General features: G+C 69.7%; 12 protein-coding genes. 8 read left to right on the top strand and 4 right to left on the bottom strand.

Annotated elements, in window-relative coordinates:
* Both C5N14_RS10375 and C5N14_RS10370 read left to right on the top strand, forming a co-directional pair.
* Nucleotides 1-2,909: toxin glutamine deamidase domain-containing protein (locus C5N14_RS10375; protein WP_243639401.1), on the top strand; the 2,909-nt coding region annotated here is incomplete at its 5' end.
* A 58-nt stretch (nucleotides 2,910-2,967) separates the two neighbouring features.
* Complete coding sequence (locus C5N14_RS10370; RefSeq protein ID WP_128763551.1) at nucleotides 2,968-3,810, top strand: hypothetical protein; 843 nt, start codon at nucleotides 2,968-2,970, stop codon at nucleotides 3,808-3,810.
* A 62-nt stretch (nucleotides 3,811-3,872) separates the two neighbouring features.
* On the opposite strand, the gene C5N14_RS10365 is transcribed toward C5N14_RS10370, so the two are convergent.
* Both C5N14_RS10365 and C5N14_RS10360 read right to left on the bottom strand, forming a co-directional pair.
* Nucleotides 3,873-4,784: a winged helix-turn-helix domain-containing protein gene (locus C5N14_RS10365; RefSeq protein ID WP_165878073.1), complete on the bottom strand. Its 912-nt coding sequence runs from the start codon at nucleotides 4,782-4,784 to the stop codon at nucleotides 3,873-3,875.
* 515 nt (nucleotides 4,785-5,299) lie between these two features.
* Nucleotides 5,300-6,409 (bottom strand): uroporphyrinogen-III synthase, encoded by a 1,110-nt coding sequence (locus C5N14_RS10360; RefSeq protein ID WP_117667865.1) that lies wholly within the window; start codon nucleotides 6,407-6,409, stop codon nucleotides 5,300-5,302.
* Between the two features lie 539 nt (nucleotides 6,410-6,948).
* Between C5N14_RS10360 and C5N14_RS10355 the strand changes: the two genes are divergently transcribed.
* From C5N14_RS10355 to C5N14_RS31725, 5 genes are all read left to right on the top strand, one after another.
* Nucleotides 6,949-8,250, top strand: coding sequence for an ABC transporter substrate-binding protein (locus C5N14_RS10355; RefSeq protein WP_117667864.1), 1,302 nt, complete (start codon nucleotides 6,949-6,951; stop codon nucleotides 8,248-8,250).
* A 146-nt stretch (nucleotides 8,251-8,396) separates the two neighbouring features.
* Nucleotides 8,397-9,653 carry an ABC transporter permease subunit gene (locus C5N14_RS10350; RefSeq protein ID WP_207892692.1) on the top strand — a complete coding sequence of 419 codons (1,257 nt, stop codon included), beginning with the start codon at nucleotides 8,397-8,399 and terminating at the stop codon, nucleotides 9,651-9,653.
* Nucleotides 9,653-10,576 carry a carbohydrate ABC transporter permease gene (locus tag C5N14_RS10345; RefSeq protein WP_117667862.1) on the top strand — a complete coding sequence of 308 codons (924 nt, stop codon included), beginning with the start codon at nucleotides 9,653-9,655 and terminating at the stop codon, nucleotides 10,574-10,576. The genes C5N14_RS10350 and C5N14_RS10345 overlap by 1 nt, the downstream gene beginning before the upstream one ends.
* A gap of 396 nt (nucleotides 10,577-10,972) precedes the next feature.
* Nucleotides 10,973-11,899, top strand: a complete 927-nt coding sequence (locus tag C5N14_RS10340) for a winged helix-turn-helix domain-containing protein (protein WP_165878072.1) — start codon at nucleotides 10,973-10,975, stop codon at nucleotides 11,897-11,899.
* Nucleotides 11,900-11,985: 86 nt separating this feature from the next.
* The gene (locus C5N14_RS31725; RefSeq protein ID WP_128763549.1) at nucleotides 11,986-12,438 is read left to right on the top strand and encodes a hypothetical protein; all 453 of its coding nucleotides are present in this window, start codon (nucleotides 11,986-11,988) and stop codon (nucleotides 12,436-12,438) included.
* A 190-nt stretch (nucleotides 12,439-12,628) separates the two neighbouring features.
* Here C5N14_RS31725 and C5N14_RS10335 read toward each other — a convergent pair whose 3' ends face one another.
* Nucleotides 12,629-13,306 (bottom strand): hypothetical protein, encoded by a 678-nt coding sequence (locus tag C5N14_RS10335; protein WP_117667860.1) that lies wholly within the window; start codon nucleotides 13,304-13,306, stop codon nucleotides 12,629-12,631.
* 1,476 nt (nucleotides 13,307-14,782) lie between these two features.
* A complete protein-coding gene (locus C5N14_RS10325; RefSeq protein ID WP_117667858.1) occupies nucleotides 14,783-16,330 on the bottom strand; it encodes a methionine--tRNA ligase in 1,548 nt (515 codons plus the stop codon).
* Nucleotides 16,331-16,991: 661 nt separating this feature from the next.
* Here C5N14_RS10325 and C5N14_RS10320 point away from each other — a divergent pair.
* On the top strand, nucleotides 16,992-17,603 hold the full coding sequence (locus C5N14_RS10320; protein WP_207892691.1) for a hypothetical protein: 612 nt from the start codon (nucleotides 16,992-16,994) through the stop codon (nucleotides 17,601-17,603).

Raw genomic sequence — 17,603 nt, 5'->3', positions numbered from 1 at the left:
AAGGTGCCGGGCCCCCGTCGGAGTCGCGGGTGCCGCAGGGCTCGACGATCGACTTCCAGAGGGCCGAGGAAGACTGGCACAAGATCGAGTTCCGCATGTCCCGCTACGACAAACTGTGGAACAACCGCGAGCTGCGAGATGCCTACGAGGACTTCAAGGAACAGATGACGTTCGAGCTCCGGCTGAAAGCTCAGGGTCGGACCAACGACGAGATCAACGCCGAGGTCGTCAACCGGTTCGGCGCCGACCGGGTCGCCCCGTTCGCACAGTTGATGGCGGACAACCACGCTTTCTCCGCTCCGGCCAAGTGGTGGTTCAAGCACCAGCGCGACAGCGACTTCGACGTCCAGTTCCCAGAAGCAGTCCAACAGTTCCGGTCGAAGCTCGCTCTATGGGGCAAGATCGGCCCCGCCGTCGCCGAACGGATCACCGAGCAGAGCGGCAATCGGATGCTCGAGGCGACGCCCGGTGGGCAGATCTTCGACAACATCATGCTCGGCACCGGCAGCTTCTTCAATTACCCGCCCGGGTTCAACCGCATGTGGGAACAGTTCTCCCACCAGCTCGTGGCCGTCACCGACGGTCTGGTCGACGCCCACGTGTACCGGGGGGTGATGATACCGAGCGTCCTGCACAACACCGAGGCGAAGATCCTCTTCGAGAAGGTCGACCGGCGCGAGATCGAGGGCCTCCGTGTCGTCGCGTGGGAGTTCGTCGGCAACAACAAGATCGCGAAGGCGGGCGAATACGTCGTCCGGTCCCAGGGGTCCTACGACGAGCGGGTCCCGAAACTCGAAAAGGGCAAGACCTCGAAGACTTTCAACGAGCACCAGCAACAGCTCTACGAGCAGCTCTCCTACCGCCGGGAGGAATACAACCGGATCGGGCTACAGGACTCGCTTCCCGAGCTCCCGCCGCTCGAACGGAAGGACAGCAACTACGTCTTCGTGGTGTCGGACGCGAACCAACCCGAGGTCATGGAGAGCCCGGAGACCCTCACCAGAAAATGGTCGATGGCGCTGGAGAGCCAGACCGCCGACAACCCGTTGGCGCAGCTGGACCAGATGCTGGCCGTACTCGAGTACGCGCAGAGCAGCCAGGAGTGGCCGGGGAGCGGATCCTCGTCCGTCGATCTCACGGGCAGCCTCGCAAACCTGAACACGAGCGCGACCGGCAGCCTGTCCGGCTCGTTCGCCAGCATTCTCGTGCCCCCGACCCGGCGCAACACCGCGCTGAACCCGACCGACGCCGAGCTCGGCCCGCTTCCGGAGGACCCGACTTCGAGCCTGTCCGGATCCGACTACTCGCCCACGCTCGATGCCGTACCGGAGGAGTGGCCCCCTCCGGCCGACCCTGACGCTCCGGTCGACGCCGAGGATCTGGCCGGCGCGATCGCGGGGAGCAGCGCCACGTCACCCGCGACGGGCACCGGCGTCGCCGGCGAGGCGGACGCGACGCCGGCCGGAGTCCCGTCTCCGCGTCCCGCGTCCGCCGAGATCGCCGGCCGAGCGGCGGAGGACATGTTGTTGCCGGGTGACCTGTCGCCCGCCGAGGTGTCGGACTGGTTCCCGTGGCTGGGTGGGGTGAACCCGTACCGGGACCGAGGGGAGCAGTTCGCGACGAACTGTGTGTTGGCGGCGATCGGCACCGACATGTCGTTGGTGGACGGGGTCGGGCACCAGGTGCCGCCGGAGGCGTACCTGCCGGTGGCGTGGCTGAAGCAGTACACGGGTCGCCCGTTGGTGGAGGCGGCCGACTACGACGCGGTGGTGGAGGTGATGCGGGCCGCGGAGCCGGGGGCCCGTGGTGTGATGGTGGTGACGCGTGAGGGTGACCGGATCTCACACCCGGTCAACGTGGTGCGGACCGATGACGGGAAGGTGGTGTTCCTCGATGGTCAGCAGGGTGGGTTGGCCCGGGGGCCGGCCCGACCCGGTCGGGTGCGGTTCGTAGCGACGACGGACGGGGTGGGTGTTCCGCGGGCGCCCTCGACGGCGGGAGACGATGCGACCGCGACGGTTCCGGCAGGTGAGGATCTGGCCGGTGCCGGCGGGGAGAGCGCCCCCGCGCCTTCCACGGCGGCCGGCATCCTCGAGGGTGGCGACGTGGCGGCGACGCCGGCCGGCAGCACCCCGGAGGTCGAACGGCTGACCCGGGAACTGGCCGGCATCCGGGACAGGACCACTGCCGTCGAGAGTGACCTCGCCGCAGCCCGGAACGAGCTGTCGTCGGCGCGGGAGGCCGTGGCGCGCCAGGTCGACGCCCGCGCGGCCGTGCCGCCGGCCCTCGCCGCGCAGACGCCGGCCGACACCGCGCAGACGCCGACCCCCGCTGATGGGGCGCCGGCCAGCGGTGATGCCGCGCAGGCGGTGGAGCGTGCGGCGTGGGAACGGCTCACCCGGGCCCAGGACCGGGTCGCCGAGTTGGAACGGCAGCGCGGGACGACGCGACAGCAGTCGGAGCGGGCGGTGCGGGCGGCGGACCGGACGCGGCACGCACTGGAGCAGGACGTCACCGGCCGGGAGGCGGACTGGCGGACGGCGGCACAGCAGTGGACGGACGGCATGCAGGCGGCGCAGGCCGGCGGGGCAGCGGCAGCGGACCGGGCGGCGGAGCGATTCCGGGAGCGGAACGCGGCGCGGGCGGCTGCCGAGCAGCTCGCGGCCCACGCGGCCGAGATGAGCGAGGTCAACGAGCGCAACGTGGAGGCGAAGCGGACGTTCCATCAGTACCGCTACGACGTCACTGCTGTCATCTACGGTCCACACGGCACCCTGCTGGTCGACGCGGAGAGGGGCCTCTACGTCATGCGCGAGCAGGCGTCGACGGTTCCGGTGACCACCACCCCGTCGACCCGGCCGGTCGAAGCGGATCAAGTGGGGGATGTGGCCGGTGCGGCACGAGGTTGAACGGGTGTGGGCCGCGGTGGTGACACCGGTGACCGGCTTGGCCGGAGGGGGCGGGACGGTGCCGGACGCCGTCCGGGACGTGTTGCGGGCGGTCTATCTGGGTGCCTGGGTCTTCCATACGGCACCGAACTCGCCGGTCGTGGTCCGGGACGACGGTGGGCGGCAGATCGTTGACCTGTCCGGCGTGCGGTATCGGAGCGCGGCGGAGTTCACCCAGTTCCTGGTTGATCATGGCGGGGACGTGGCGTTGTTGTGGTCGGCGGACGGTCCAGGAGACCCGGTCTCCCGGCTGCGGGGTGCCCTTGGCGTGCCGCTGTCGCCGCGGGACGTGGACGAACTGGGGTGGGTGCCGGAAGTGTCCGAGCAGTGGCGCGCGGAGTTGTTCTCCGCGGTGAGCGCGTTTGGGCTGGCGCGGCAGTGGTTGGAGGATCAGATCGGGTTGTTGCCGGAGCGGGCGGCGGTGTTGCCGGGCCAGCAGCCGGCCGGGCCGGGTCAGCAGACGGTGTGGGATTCCGCCGTCGAGGCCGCTGGGCGCGAGGACCTGATCCGACGGTGGGAGGCCCTTGTCCGTGACCACGTGACGCGAATGGACAGGCTGGAACACGCTGAGCGAGCGGTGCCGCCTACGGCCGACCGCGACCAGGACCACAGCCAGGCGCGGTCCGCCCTGGATCGGCTGTCCGACCGGTACGTCAACGAGCTGCGGGTTCTCAGCCGCACGCGGGCGCCGCGTAGCGTGGGCGTCTACGTCCGACCGGTGCCCGCGGCCAACGTCGGGGATCTGATGGTCCGGCTTGACCAGGCCGAGACAGCGGCTGCGGAGCTGGACCAGCACCTCGGACAGGTCGTGCCGGATGGGCGGGTTGCTGCTGGAGACGCCGCAGTTGCCGCCCGACCATGACCCGACCGTCGTCGTTCCGATGGATGCCCCGGTACGGCGCCGCCGACGAGTCGGCGGGGTGATCAACGTGAGGCGGATTGGACCGCGCCGCACGTCGACTCAGCCCTGCCGTCGATCCGGATCCAGTCACCCACCGCCGCGAACGAGCAGCCGGGTGGCGCGGGTGCTTCGGTCGGATCGGTCAACCACCAGCCGGCACTGCCAGTGGCCACCCGGTCCCGGCCGACCTTGCGCCGCAGGCGTGAGATGACGCTGCCCACTGCCACGGCATCCTTCGGGCGCGCCCTGACGCTCATCCCGTCCCGGACCTGTGCACCGCTACGAGGTTCGCCCTGCGCATCGATCAGTACCTGCAACGCCTCGGCCTGCTGGGGGCTCAGCTTGACGGGCGCGTTCCGGCCGGCCAGCCAGGCTTCGCTCGTCGTGCGCTCCAATCGCACGCCGGCCCACTCCGCGGCGCCCGGCCGGGGCCTCGCCGGGCCGGCCAGCCGCCAGCCGCCCCCGCCGGTGACAATCCGGTTACGCCCGAGGCGTTCCCGGAGGTGATGGATGACCACGCCCACCGCGGCGATCGTGGCGGGCCGGTCATCCGGTGGCAACGACGACCAGATCCGACTCCTGCTGCGCGGCACTCCCCGCGCGTCGACGAGTACCCGCAGCACGGCGAACTCCTGCGGGCCGAGCCGGATGGGGCGAGCCGGCCCGTCGAGGACGTACCGATGCTCGACATCGAGTCGCAGGTCGCCGAACGACAGCACGTCGGTGCCGTCGATCGGGTCCGGCGCGATCGGGTCCCGCATCCACCAGCCGTCCGCGCTGGTGAGAATGCGTGCGGCACCGATCTTCTTACGGATGTTGGCGATCACCACGCCGATCTGGGCAGCCGTTGGCGGCCGATACCCGCGGGGCATGGCCGCCCAGATCGCCTCCCGGCTGAGGGGTGCCCCCCGCGCCGTGATCAGGACGGCCAGCACGGCGACCTGCTGGCCACTGAGCATGACCGCGCTTGACTCGGCGTGTAGTCGGGCCAGGCCGGTGGACGTCTGCAACTCCACCCCGGCGTAGCACAGCGGGACATCCAGCACGGGCATGGACAGCTGGCGCCGACCGGTGCTGGTCCGCAAGCGCCGTCCCTGACGGCACTGAGAGGTCGCCAACGCAGAGCCTGCCGCCGGAGAAGCGTCCTCCGCCGGGCGGCAGCAGACCGACCGGCCGACCATGGACTGATCAATCACCATGACTCACAACCCCGTCTTCCACTGGTACTTGGCGGTGGAGCACAATCCGGGCGACGGCCGGGGCCGTAACGTGGGCATGACCTTCGATGGGCAGCGACCGACCAGACGGTGTACGACGGAGCCGGGTCCCTGCCGCCGCCGGCGGCGGCGGTCCAGGCGGTCCCGGCGTACTTGCTGGCCTACTCAGACGGCTCGGGTGGCTTGCTGCCGACGGTGGAGTTCGAGCGGCGTTGCCGTGTGTCGGTGGGTGGTCAGGCCGCCAACCGGTAGCCACGCTTCATCACGGTCTGGATCAGGTCGACGCCGTCCAGCGGGGTGTCGTCGAAGGCTCGCCGCAGCCGCGACACCGCCATCTCGACGGCGTGGTCGTCGACATCGGCCCAGCTCGGCGCGGCTGCCCGGATCTCGGCCGGGGACAGCACCCGGCCGGGACGGCGGGCCAGCGCCCGTAACACCGAGATCGGGCCGGGCTGGACCGGAATCACCTGGCGGCCGATCACCATCGCCTGGCTGCGAATCTGAACCCGGTGACCCTGCATGTCGAGCTGGAGCGACCGTCCCGGGAGTTGGTTCGCCAGGACCTTGACCAGGTCCGGCAGGGCGGGACTGTTCGCCACGTACGGGCTGAGGCCGAACGCCCGCAGCGGCTCCGCCGCCAGGTAGCCCAGACAGGCCGGCACGATGTCGGCGGTCAGCGCGTTGAGCACCTCGCCGAGGACGCCGTCGGCCTCGGCCTGGCGCAACAGGTTCTCGGTGGCGGTCACCCCGGTCAACGCGACGGCGTCGACCTGCCGCCGGACGATGACTCCGCACAGCCGGCGCAGGACGTCGGTCCGCAGCGGCGGGAGAAACCGGTTGGTGATGACCTCGACCACGGCCGCCCCGTTGCGGCGTAGGGCCTCGCAGTACTCCCGGTGTGGCTCCGACTCGATCTGCGCCACCACCCGGCGGCCGATCATCGGCTGGGCGAGGAGATAGCGGAACAGGTCCTCGGTGGTCGCGGAGGCGGTTGCCCATATCTGGCTCAGGCCGAGATCCCGCAGCGTGTCGGCGGCGTGCCCGTCGCGGACCAGCAGGCGGGCGTGCGTCAGCCGGTCGATGAGCGTGTCGAGATGACCGGTCTCCTGGACCACGCGCAGCCAGGCCCGCAGGCCCACGCCCGACGACACGATGACCTCGTGCACCTGTCTCGTGACACTGTCGCGGGTGGCGACCGCAACGGCCTCCGCCACCGGTTGGGCCACCGAGCGGACCGCCTGGACGTTGACCGTCCGTGCCGAGGTGGCCTCCAGCAGGGTGGCGAGGTCGTGTCGACGACGCTCCGACAGGACGGCGATCGTGTATCCCGCCAGGTCCTCCACACTGTCCTCCCCTCAACCCGGCCTACCTCAACAGTGTTTGAACGGTTCCGGACGGCGGTTGGCTCAATCCGGTGAGGATAATCTTCGTCGGAAAGAAGTTTCGCGGTAACAGCGCGGACATAGCAGTGATGTCGAGTTCCAACACCATGACGGTTCGTTCACCGACCCGGTGCTACCGAAATCTGGGACGGCGCGCCGATCCGGACGGTGTTTTCCCAGTCCAGAGCCGACCGTCCAATGGTTACCGGCGAGTCGGGGCCGGATCCTGGAAGTGGATCTTGTGAGGAACTCGTCGGTCCCGTCACGTAGCTCCCAGTTGACTTCCGGGAAACGTGGCGGTGTTGAAGACTCGGCGCAATCGCCGATCGGTTAATGGAATGTGATCGATGAGTGCCGACCCGGATGGGGACGGATGAGGGTGGGGCGAATGCCGATCCGGAACCTGGGTCGGCGTCCGCCGACCTCGAACGCAGGGCGGGTGGCGGGTCGTCGCCCGCTCCGGTCCAGTCCCGATCCGCAGTTCAAGTTCAGGAGGGTCCATGGTCCGACGATGGGTACCGCTCGCCGTGGCGGCGACGGTCTTCGCCACCGCCGCAGGGTGCGGCGGCGATGCTGGCCCGGAGCCCGGCTCGCCGGACGGGAGCCTTGCCGGCAAGACGGTCGAGGTGGCCGCTACCTGGTCCGGTGCCGAGCAGGCGAACTTCCAGGCGGTGCTGGATGCCTTCGCCGCGAAGACCGGCGCGACGGTGAAGTACACCTCCGGTGGCAACGATCTGCCGGTGCTGCTCAACAGTCGGATCGCTGGGGGTTCGCCGCCGGACGTCGCGTTGATCTCGCAGCCCGGGGTGGTGGCCGAGTTCGTGAAGCGGGGCGCGATCAAGCCGCTGACCGGTGACGCGGCCGCCGCGATCAAGGAGAACTACAGCTCTGCCTGGCAGGAACTGGGCACGGTGAACGGGAAGCTCTACGGCGTCTACTTCAAGGTGGCCAACAAGTCGGTGATCTGGTACCGGGTCGACAGCTTCACCGACGCCGGGGTGCAGCCACCGAAGACCTGGGACGAGCTCAGGACGGTCTCCGCCGCGCTCGCCGACTCCGGGGTGACGCCCATGGTCGCCGCCGGTGGCGACGGGTGGGTGCTGACCGACTGGTTCGAGAACGGCTACCTCCGGGTCGCCGGCCCGGAAATGTACGACAAGCTGGCCAAGCACGAGATCCCCTGGACCGACCCCAGCGTGGTCAGGACGCTGACCCTGCTGACCGACTACTGGCGTACGCCGCGGTTCCTGGCCGGCAGTCCCACGCAGACCGCCTTCACGCAGGCGATCGCCGACGTGTTCGGCAAGGCGCCGAAGGGGGCGATGCTGTTCGAGGGTGACTTCGTCGCCTCAGAGATCAACAAGCTGGGTGAGTTGAAGGTCGGCGAGTCGGCGAAGTTCTTCGACTGGCCGTCGATCGACGGCTCGAAGCCGGCGGTGGTGACCGCGGGCGACCAGGCGGTCGCCTTCAAGGACACGCCCGAGGCGAACGCACTGATGGCCTTCCTCGCCTCTCCCGAGGCAGCGAAGATCATGGCGGCCAGGGGCGGGTTCATCTCGGCGAACTCGGGACTGGACATCGCGACGTACCCGGACGACACCACCCGGGAACTCGCCGAAGCGGTGGTGAAGGCCGAATCGCTGCGCTTCGACCTGTCGGACCTCACGCCGCAGACGTTCGGCGGCGGGACCAGCGCCCACCTCTGGGTGCTGCTACAGGATCTCCTCGCCAAGCCGATCGCCCCGGAGGCGTTGGCCCAGCAGCTCGAGGCTGCCGCGAAGAAGGACTTCGGAGGCAACTGATGACGATCACGCCCGACCCGGCTGAGGGCATCCGTCCGTCCCCTGCCCAGACAACCATCGGCCGGGCGAGCGTGGCCGATGGTCCCGGCGGTCCACGGACCACCGCCGGGACCACGGGCCGCCGGCGGTCACGGGAGACCCGCCTGATGGTCGCGCTCTTCCTCGGCCCCGCCCTGGTGCTGCTGCTGGTGCTGGTCTGCTATCCCATCGTCTACACGCTGTGGCTCAGCTTTCGCAGCGGTGACGGGTCGAGGTTCGTGGGCTTCGACAACTACGTCACCATGTTCACCTCGCCGAACACCCGGCGATCCATCCTGAACAACCTCATCTGGGTGATCGTGGCACCCACCGTGGTCACCACCCTTGGGCTGATCTTCGCGGTGTTGACCGAGCGGCTGCGCCGGTCGGCCGTGCTCAAGGCCGTCCTGTTCATGCCGATGGCCATCTCCTTCCTGGCCGCCGGCGTCACCTTCCGGCTGGTCTACGACGAGAACCCGGACCGCGGCGTGCTCAACGCGGTCGCCGTGTCGGCGCACGACGCCTTTGTGCCCCCGTCGCGTTACCACGGCGTGGATGCCCGGGAGCAGGGCGAGTTGGTGCCGAAGAACGGTGGCTTCGAGTCCAGCGGGCCGGCGAACCCGGGTGAACCCGTCCACCTCGCCCTCGTGGGTCTGCCGCCGAACCGGATCCCGACCGACGCCAAGCCGGCCACGGCACCCGTCGGCGGCCCCGGACTGCAGGGGGTGGTGTGGCTCGACTTCAGTCGTGGCGGCGGCGGCCGGGCGGGGACCGTCGACCCCGGCGAGGTGGGGTTGCCCCAGATGACCGTCGAGGCGGTGGCCGACGGGGGCAGGGTGGTCGCCACCGCCCGGACCGACGCCGCCGGGCGGTTCGCGTTCCCCGAACTCACCTCAGGGCAATACGTCATCCGGCTGCCCGCCGACAACTTCACCGAGCCGTTCAACGGCATCACCTGGCTTGGGCCTTCACTTGTCACTCCCGCGATCATCGGGGCGTACATCTGGATCTGGGCCGGCTTCGCCATGGTGCTGGTGTCGGCCGGTCTGGCCGCCCTGCCTCGGGAAGCGCTCGAAGCGGCCCGGATGGACGGCGCAAGCGAGTGGCAGACGTTCCGGCACGTGACCGTGCCGCTGGTCCGGCCCGTGCTCGTCGTGGTGCTGGTCACCCTGACCATCAACGTCCTGAAGATCTTCGACCTCGTCTACGTGCTCGCACCCGAGTCGTCCCAGGACGAAGCGACCGTGGTCGCCCTGGAGATGTACCGGGTGTCCTTCGGCGGTGGCCTGGACTACGGGCTCGGCAGCGCCCTCGCGGTCCTGCTGTTCGCCCTGGTGCTCCCCGCGATGCTGTTCAACATCCGGCGCCTGAGGAGGGATAGCTGATGAGCCACGCCATCATCGACGACGGTGTACCGGAACTGGTGCCCGCCGGTACCGCGCGGGGCGGCCCGCCGCGACCGGGACCGTGGACCCGGTTCATGCTGCGGTTCGGTAAGGCGCTGCTGCGGCTGCTGGTGCTCCTGGTCGGCGTCTTCTGGCTGGTGCCGACCTTCGGTCTGGCCGTGGCGAGCCTGCGTAGCAGCGCCGACAACAGCGCCACCGGCTGGTGGACGGTATTCACCACACCGGCCCAACTGACCCTCGACAACTACGTCCAGGTGCTCCAGAACGAGCGGATCGTCGAATCGCTGTGGAACACGGTACTGATCACCGTCCCGTCGACCCTGCTCGTGGTGCTGCTCGGGGCACTCGGTGCGTATGCCCTGGCCTGGATGGACTTTCCCGGCCGGGACTGGCTGTTCGTGCTGGTCGTCTCGCTGATCGTGGTGCCGGTCCAGGTGGCGATCGTGCCGGACGCCCGGATCTTCCGCACCATCGGCATCTACGGTGAAATCTCGGCGGTGGTCGCGTTCCACGTGGCCTTCGGGTTGCCGTTCGCGATCTTCCTGCTGCGGAACTTCTTCCTGAACATCCCGCGCGACCTGCTCGAGGCGGCCCGCCTTGACGGTGCCCGGGAGTTGGTCGTCTTCGCCCGCGTGGTGCTGCCGGTCGGCTGGCCGGCCATCGCTTCGCTGGCCATCTTCCAGTTCCTGTGGGTCTGGAACGACCTGCTGGTCGCGCTCGTCTTCGCCACCTCCGACAATGCCCCGATCACCTACGCCCTGCGGGAGCAGATGCGGTCGTTCTCGTCCAACCTCGACACGATCGGTCCCGGCGCGTTCCTGTCCATGCTCGTGCCGCTCGCGGTCTTCTTCGCCTTCCAGCGCTACTTCGTGCAGGGCGTTCTCGCCGGGTCAGTCAAGTAGCGGGAGGTTGATCATGGGCGACTTCGGCGGGTGGTGCGCCTTGTACCGGATCTGCCCTGCGGGCGTGGCTGGTGCAGGGCCGGGATCACCGTCGCCAGCGAACGTGGCACCTCCGCCGCCTGTCCGGCGGGTTCGGGTCCGGTGAACGGCACAGGGCTCCGGTACGTCGTACGGCTAGAGCGCTCCGGCGTGGGCGGGAGGCAAGGCGAAATGGAACAACACCCGCCATCAGATCTGCCCGCTGGCTGGCGAGGGACCGACCGCGCGGCGGGCAGCGCAGCGGCAATCGCCGACCGGCCCCATGGTGCCGGCGAGCGGTTCCACCGGTTTCGTAGGGGTGCGCGGGTATCCGAGCGTGCCCGGCTGACGCCGACGCGTTTACTGGCCTACGGCGGCATGGAGCTGAACACGTCGACGGGCAGGGTGCGGCTGTATCCAGAAATGCGCGCGGTGCTACTCAGCGGCCAGCAGGCCGAGGTGCTGGCGGTTTTGATCGAGCGGGCCGGCGAACCATGCCGTAGCGACGAGATCGCGGCTGCCGTGCCCAAAGGCTCCTGCCCGCCTACCATGGCGCAGGTTGGTGTGATCATTGCGAACATTCGCGACAAGCTCGGCACCCACCGCGTTCTCACGGGAGCCGGTGGCTGGTGGCTTGACGCCTCGGATGCTTCCTGCCCTCCGGCCTGGCCCGGCGCAATCTCTTTCGGCGGGATCCATCTGGACCTGCCCCGCCGACAACTGTGGGTGAGCGGGCGACGATCCATGATCCGGCTCGGGTGGCAGGAGTACCTTGTGCTGCGTGCGCTGATCGAGGCACAGGGGATGCCGCGAGGCCGCGACGAGATCTGGCTTTCCATGCCGGCAACGGCTCGTCCCGCAAGGCCCTCCCAGGTTGGCGTGATCGTCTACCGCCTGCGACAGCGCCTCGGTCGGGAGTCCATCCTCACCGATGGCGGTGGCGGTGGCGGTGGGTGGCGGCTGGCTGGCCGAACCGAAGACGCCGTCCTCTCCGCAGCCGCCTCCAACGTGTTGCTGCTGGACCCTGCGACCCGACGAGTAGGGCTACCGAGCAGGGCCACCTCAGTGCCGCTCAGTCCCCAGGAGGCCGCCACGTTGCAGGTTCTTATCGAGGCGCGAGGAGTAGCACTGAGCGCGAGGGACGTCTTCGCCAACACACCCACCACGGTGCGACCGAAGAGCCCATCGGCGGTCAGCACGGTCGTCTCCCGACTACGGCGCAAGCTGGGCCCCGACCACATCTGGACCGGCCGACGGGGCTGGTGGCTCGGCACCCCTGCCCGGGTCGTGGGTCCGATTTGCTGACACGCTCAGACATTGAAGGGCACCACCACGGGCAGCACCGCCCATTTTCCCCTCGCTGTATCAGCAGAGTATCCGGAGGCGATGCCATGTTCTTGTTCCTGGTCACAAGACGTCTACGTCGGGCTGTCGCAGCGCTGTCTCGAGCGGACGCCGGACCGGCATCGCACCTCCTCGCCCGCCGTTGCCATTTCAGCGCTATCGGCGTCGCCGGATTCGCAGCGCCCGTCAACAGTTCCGCTGCCATGCAGCGCCGCCTGCGGGCGGTGCTGACCAATTTCCCCTCGGTCAGGTTCGTTTGCGACCAGGTCGCTGTTCAGGGACCGGCCTGGGCGGCGGTGGTAGCCTGTCACCTGATCATGATTCCGTGCCCCAGCCAACACGAGGCAGCCCGTCGGTTCACCTTGTTGCTGACCTGGCGATGGACCAAAGCCTCCAGTGCCCTGCTTCTTTCCGAACGCACAGATGTCGCCACCGTGCTCCGGATGCTGGCTGCTGAATCGGCGCTTGTAGGTGCCGGTGCCGGACCAGATTCGGTGTAGGCAGTCGTCGCGGACGGTGTCGAGCTGCTCGGCCGCGGTCGGGAACTCGCCTCGATCGTCCGGCATCGCGTAGTTGCCAGGCCGTGCGGGGCAGGGCCGCCATTGGTTGCCCCAGGAGGGGCTGTGCCGGCGACAGCGGCGCCGGCACAGCCCACCCGTGGTTCGTCAGATCTCCTCGTGCCTTACGGGTCTAACGAGCGAGATTCATGATCCGCGCGACAGAATTCTGGGCGAGTGGACGTCGCACCGGTGAGCGGGTGTTACGGCTGGGCCGGCCGCTCTGGAGCGGCGAGCATCGCCACATCGAATGCGCGGTCGTGTGACTGTCGAGCGAGAAGGTGTCGCGGTGGGTGTATCCGTGCCGCTGGAGCAGTTCGCGGTCGACGTCGGTGAATGCCTCGGCGTACGTGGGGAGGCTGAGCGTGTCCATCCAGCGCTGCGCTCCGGCGAGGACCGCCGCGGCCCGGCCGGGCTCTGCGGGGCCGGGCGCGGCGAGCAGCGCCAGGTGGTTGTGCGCCTCGGTGGGCCGCCGGGCGGCGAGGGCCTGGTCGAGCTGAAGGAACCGGTCGCGGTATGCGCTGCACAGGTCGGTGAGCCGATCGGCGTACTGGGCCGGTGGCGGGATCGGCCGGTAGCGGTGGAACCAGACGGTCGCGGCCGTGCCGTCTGGGAGCAGGAACGCGTCGCCGAAGAGCAGCGCGTGTTCGGTCCAGATCTGGGCCACGGCGGCGAGGACGGTCGGCCGGTGTCGCTCGTCGGGGACGAGCCAGGCGCCGAGGTCGGTGGGTGCGAGGGCTTCGGTGACGAGAGCGGCGATCCGGCCGGTGTCGCACCAGCGGGCCCGGATGACGGGCGTGCTCATGTTCATGGGTAACTCCTGGTCACGATCGTGATCGGGTACGTCGGGGAGGATGCCGGCGTCGTCGCGGGACCGCCGCGCGGGCCGGCGCGGGCCACGAGGGGCCGTCAAGGCGTACGGGTACGCAGCGGCCGTCGGTGCCGCGCGGACGGCACGACGGCCCGCCGGTCAGGCGGGCCGGGTGCCTGGGCGGGGCGAGCGGGACGGGAGGGCGCCGCCACCGGTCGGGTGGCAGCGGCGCCTTGCCAGGCCGGGCGACGTCCAAATCGAAGCGGGGGCTTCGGCGGCGTGACCGTGGACGGTGCCGGATGAGCCGGATCCACTCGTGTTGGGAGAGGGCGCGGCTGGCGCGGAGCCGGCGTCCGGTCGGAGCGGGTTCGGCCCGTCCGGCCCGACGAGGCGCGGCAGGGACGAGAGCTCGGTTGCCGTCTGCGGGTGTGCTGAGGTGCTCGTGGGGGCGGGGCCCGAAACGGGCCCGGCCGGTTCGCCGACTGGTCCGGAGCTGGGTCCGGCGCAGCAGCCCGGGCCGGTCTGCGGCGGCGTGAGTAGCGGCGGCGTGGCCAGGGGCGGCGCCGGTAGGGTCGGCGCGGGCGGTGGCGTGGCAGGCGGGCCGGTGGGCGGGTCCAAGAGGTCTGTCACCGGTTCGAGGGGCCTGAGCACGGGGGCCAACGGCTCGAACAGCGGCTCCAGCCCTTGCCAGACGGGCGAGAGAATCGGGGTGAGCGGCTGCGTCACCGGGCTGAGGACGCCGGCCACAGGCACCAGGACCCCGGTGCGTACCGGGTCGGTGACCGGGCGGAGTGCCTCGCTGACCGGGGTGAGCACCCCGGCCCGGACCGGCTTCGTCCCCGGACGGAGAACATCACCCACCGGTTCCAGCACATCCCCGCCGGGTGGCCGGGTGGCCGGTCGGCTCGCACCGCCAGCGGCGGGCTTCGGCGGGCCGACCTGGCCGGGCCGGGCCGGCGGGGCAGTGACTCGGCTGGCCGGCCGGGTTGCCGGTCGGGTGGGCAGCCGGACGGGCGCCGGGGGAGGGGCGGCTCCGCTCGGCGGGGTGCCTGGGGCCGTCCCGGCGGCAGGCACTTCCGGAGCGGGCGGTGGTGGCGCCGTCTCGACGATCGGTCGGAGGACGCCGGTGAGCAGGTCGACGGCCGCGTCCACCGGCGCGGCCAGCGGACGGTCGGTGGCGTAGGCGACCGACGCGGTGGCGCTTTCGTGGACGCCCCACGTCACGACGACACCGCCGAGCAGCAGCGCGAGGCGCAGCGCGACCCGCGCCCACCGCCCGCCCCGTCGAGTCATCCGGCACCCCTCCGACCTTCGGCCATCGCCGACGATCAACGTCCGCACTCTACCGAACGCGGTCGGCCGATCACAGGCCGATCGCAGCCTGCCGCTTGTCGAAGTCGGGTGCGTCGACTTTGCAGTCATCGCCAGGCGCTGTGCCTGCGAGGCTATTCCCACGGTTGGCCTGTCGGGTCCCTCTCATGAGCAGCGAGCCGGCGATCGTCGCGGCTCCGGGGTCGCGATTCTCGGGAAGAGTGGTTGCGGGGTGGGCAGCCGTCCGGCAGAAGGCGTGCATTGGGCGGCGATCCGGTCCGCAGTGTCGGGAAGGAAGCGTCGGATCTGCTCGGCGAGCGTCTGGCAGGAACGGACGAGGACATCAAGAGCGCTGTCGAGGTCCGTGGCCGCCCGGCTATCGCCGTCGCGTTCCGCTCTGGCGAGGTACCAGGGCCGGACGTGTTCGACGTAGCGGTTGGCCTCATCCACGATGGCCCATACCGCCGCGGTGGCGGTGCGGAAGTCGAAGGCGTCCAGGGCCGCCGCAATGAGGTCTGGCGCTTGCTGACAGGCGGTCGTCAGGCGGCGGGCGTCAGCGGCCGGCGGTGCGGCGCAGTCCGGTAGCTTCCCGTCACGATACCGGTGCACCATGGTGGTGACGCGGTTGATGAGGTTGCCCAGACCGTCGGCGAGGTCGCTGTTGGTGCGGGCGATGAGCCTGTCGATGGTGAAGTCGGCATCGCCGACTCGGGGCACGTCGCGCAGCAGCCACCAGCGCACGGGATCGGTCCCGAACTGCGCGACGAGCTCGACGGGATCAATGGCGACACCCGCCGATTTACTGATCTTCTTGCCGCCGACGGTGAGGTAGTCGTGTACGAAGATGTCGGTGGGCAGGGGCTCGCCAGCTGACAGCAGCATCGCTGGCCAATACACGGCGTGGAAGCGCAGCACACCCTTGCCCAGCAGATGTACCCGGCTGGGGTTGTCCACCCACCAGTGCTGGTAGTCGGGGCCGTGGTTGGCGTAGTCGAGGGCGGTGACGTAGTTGCCCAAGGCGTCCCACCAGACGTAGACGACCTGGTCGGGGTCCTCGGGCACGGGGATGCCCCAGCCACGGGCGCGCGTGTGTGAGCGGGAGATGCTCAGGTCGTGCAGTCCTGCCGCGATGAAGCTGAGCACCTCGTTGCGGCGCACCGCCGGTTCGATGCGCAACTGCCCGCCATCGATCAGATCATGGAGTTGGCCCTGATAACGGGACAGGCGGAAGAACCAGTTCTGTTCGGTGACCAGTTGCGGCGGGGTGCCATGTTCCGGGCAGCGGCCGTCGCGAAGCTCAGCCGCGTTGTAGAACTGTTCGCACCCCACGCAGTACAGCCCCTGATAGTGCTTGCGGTAGAGGTCGCCGGCTGCGGCACAGGCGCGCCAGAGCCGCTCCACTCCGGGGCGGTGGCGGGGATCGCGGCTGGTGCGGATGAAGTCATCGGGGGACAGCGCCAGTGGTTGGCGCAGGGCTTCGAAAGCGGCGGCGTTGCGGTCGACAAGCTCCTGGGTCGGTAGGCCCTCGGCGTCGGCGGCCAGCACGTTCTTCAGCGAGTTGTCGTCCGTGCCGCTGAGGAACCGCACCTGGTCACCGCGCTGGCGCCGGTGCCTGGCCAACACATCGGCCTGCACGAGTTCCAGCGCGAAACCCAAGTGCGGACGGGCATTGACGTACGGGATGGTCGTGGTCACGTAGAATCGGGCGGGCATCGGAGCCTCCTGAAGGAACCGGGGCTCCGGCCCGACACGTGAACCGAGGCCCCGCGCTTGGGCCTCGGAACGTCATCCGTTCAGCGTCGACAGCCCCGCTGGCGGGGCATCATCACCTCAACGGAGAACGAACGCATGGGGAAAAGATAGCAGTCGCCAACGGTCACGCTCACTGGCTTTTCGTGCCGGACCCGGGATCGGCGGGTGACGGTCCCGGCAGCGGAGGCGAAGCCGGACATCGACGGGGTCAGCCGGTTCGGGCCCGCCGGGCGGCGAGTTCGGCGCGGTTGCGGACCCCGAGTTTGCGGAAGCGCCGCAGGTCGTTCAGCACCAGCGCGAGCATGCCGCCGGCACCGGTTCGGGCGTACCCCGCGCACTGTCTGGGCCTGGTGACGACGGCACGTCGACCGCGTGCCCGGCCCGACCCCGCCGGGGACGGGCCGGGCACGCAATCTCCGGCGTCGGAACTGCTGTCGGCCGGTGACGATGATCCATCTTGTCAGATATTTACATACCCGTATATTGTGCCGGTGGTTAGTTTCGGATCCGGACGAAGGGCGGTCGGATGGCAGCCAGCGGGGTGCCGGTGACACATCGGGCAATCGACAAAGGTCGGTTCCTGCTCGATGGGTCACTCGACCTGAGCGCACCGTTCACGTCCGTGGCCGATGTGACGATCGGCGGCCGACTGCACGAGTTCACGGCCGGATCGGTCGGGCTCGCGGACGACGTGGCCCGGACGCTCGGCGTCGAGAAGTTCGACGAGGAACTCACCTACCAGGGCGGAACGCTGCTGACCGCGCGCATCCGATCCTACGACCCGCAGATCCAGTTGGCCGAGGAACGGCTCGTGGCGGTCTGGCGGGGGCGGGGACACTGCTTCTTCACCGAGATGTACGGCGCGGCGACCGTCGACCTGCTCGGGGCGTTGCGGACCCTGCGCGTCGAGGAGCACGACGACGGCCTGACCCTGCGCCCGACCGCGAAGACCGGCACCGAGTTCGCCGCACCGGCCACCGTGCTCAAAGAGGTCCCCGGGCTCGGTCTGTTGGAGATCGCACCGCTCACCAGGCAGCGTGTTGGGCAACTGCCCTCCTGGCGGGGCCTGCAGACGCAGGCGGGCGAGCTCTTTCGGGACGTACTCCCCGACGGGACGCCCTACTTCGTGCTGGCCGCGGCGGACGCCTGGCTCAGCCTGGTGCCGTTCGCCGACACGGACCTGGAGCAGGTGCCCGCTCTGGTGAACCGGCTCCGTGTCCAGACGGCCGGGTAG

Source organism: Micromonospora sp. MW-13, from assembly GCF_003434305.1.
GTDB lineage: Bacteria > Actinomycetota > Actinomycetes > Mycobacteriales > Micromonosporaceae > Micromonospora.
Note: the sequence above shows the minus strand (reverse complement) of the source record. Positions and strands in the feature narration are given on the sequence as shown.

Bases quoted from the DNA above. Each gene is read 5' to 3' on its own strand.
- C5N14_RS10355 (WP_117667864.1), top strand. From the start codon at position 6,949: ATGGTCCGACGATGGGTACCGCTCGCCGTGGCGGCGACGGTCTTCGCC.
- C5N14_RS10350 (WP_207892692.1), top strand. From the start codon at position 8,397: ATGGTCGCGCTCTTCCTCGGCCCCGCCCTGGTGCTGCTGCTGGTGCTG.
- C5N14_RS10345 (WP_117667862.1), top strand. From the start codon at position 9,653: ATGAGCCACGCCATCATCGACGACGGTGTACCGGAACTGGTGCCCGCC.
- C5N14_RS10340 (WP_165878072.1), top strand. From the start codon at position 10,973: ATGGAGCTGAACACGTCGACGGGCAGGGTGCGGCTGTATCCAGAAATG.
- C5N14_RS31725 (WP_128763549.1), top strand. From the start codon at position 11,986: ATGTTCTTGTTCCTGGTCACAAGACGTCTACGTCGGGCTGTCGCAGCG.
- C5N14_RS10335 (WP_117667860.1), bottom strand. From the start codon at position 13,306: ATGAACATGAGCACGCCCGTCATCCGGGCCCGCTGGTGCGACACCGGC.
- C5N14_RS10325 (WP_117667858.1), bottom strand. From the start codon at position 16,330: ATGCCCGCCCGATTCTACGTGACCACGACCATCCCGTACGTCAATGCC.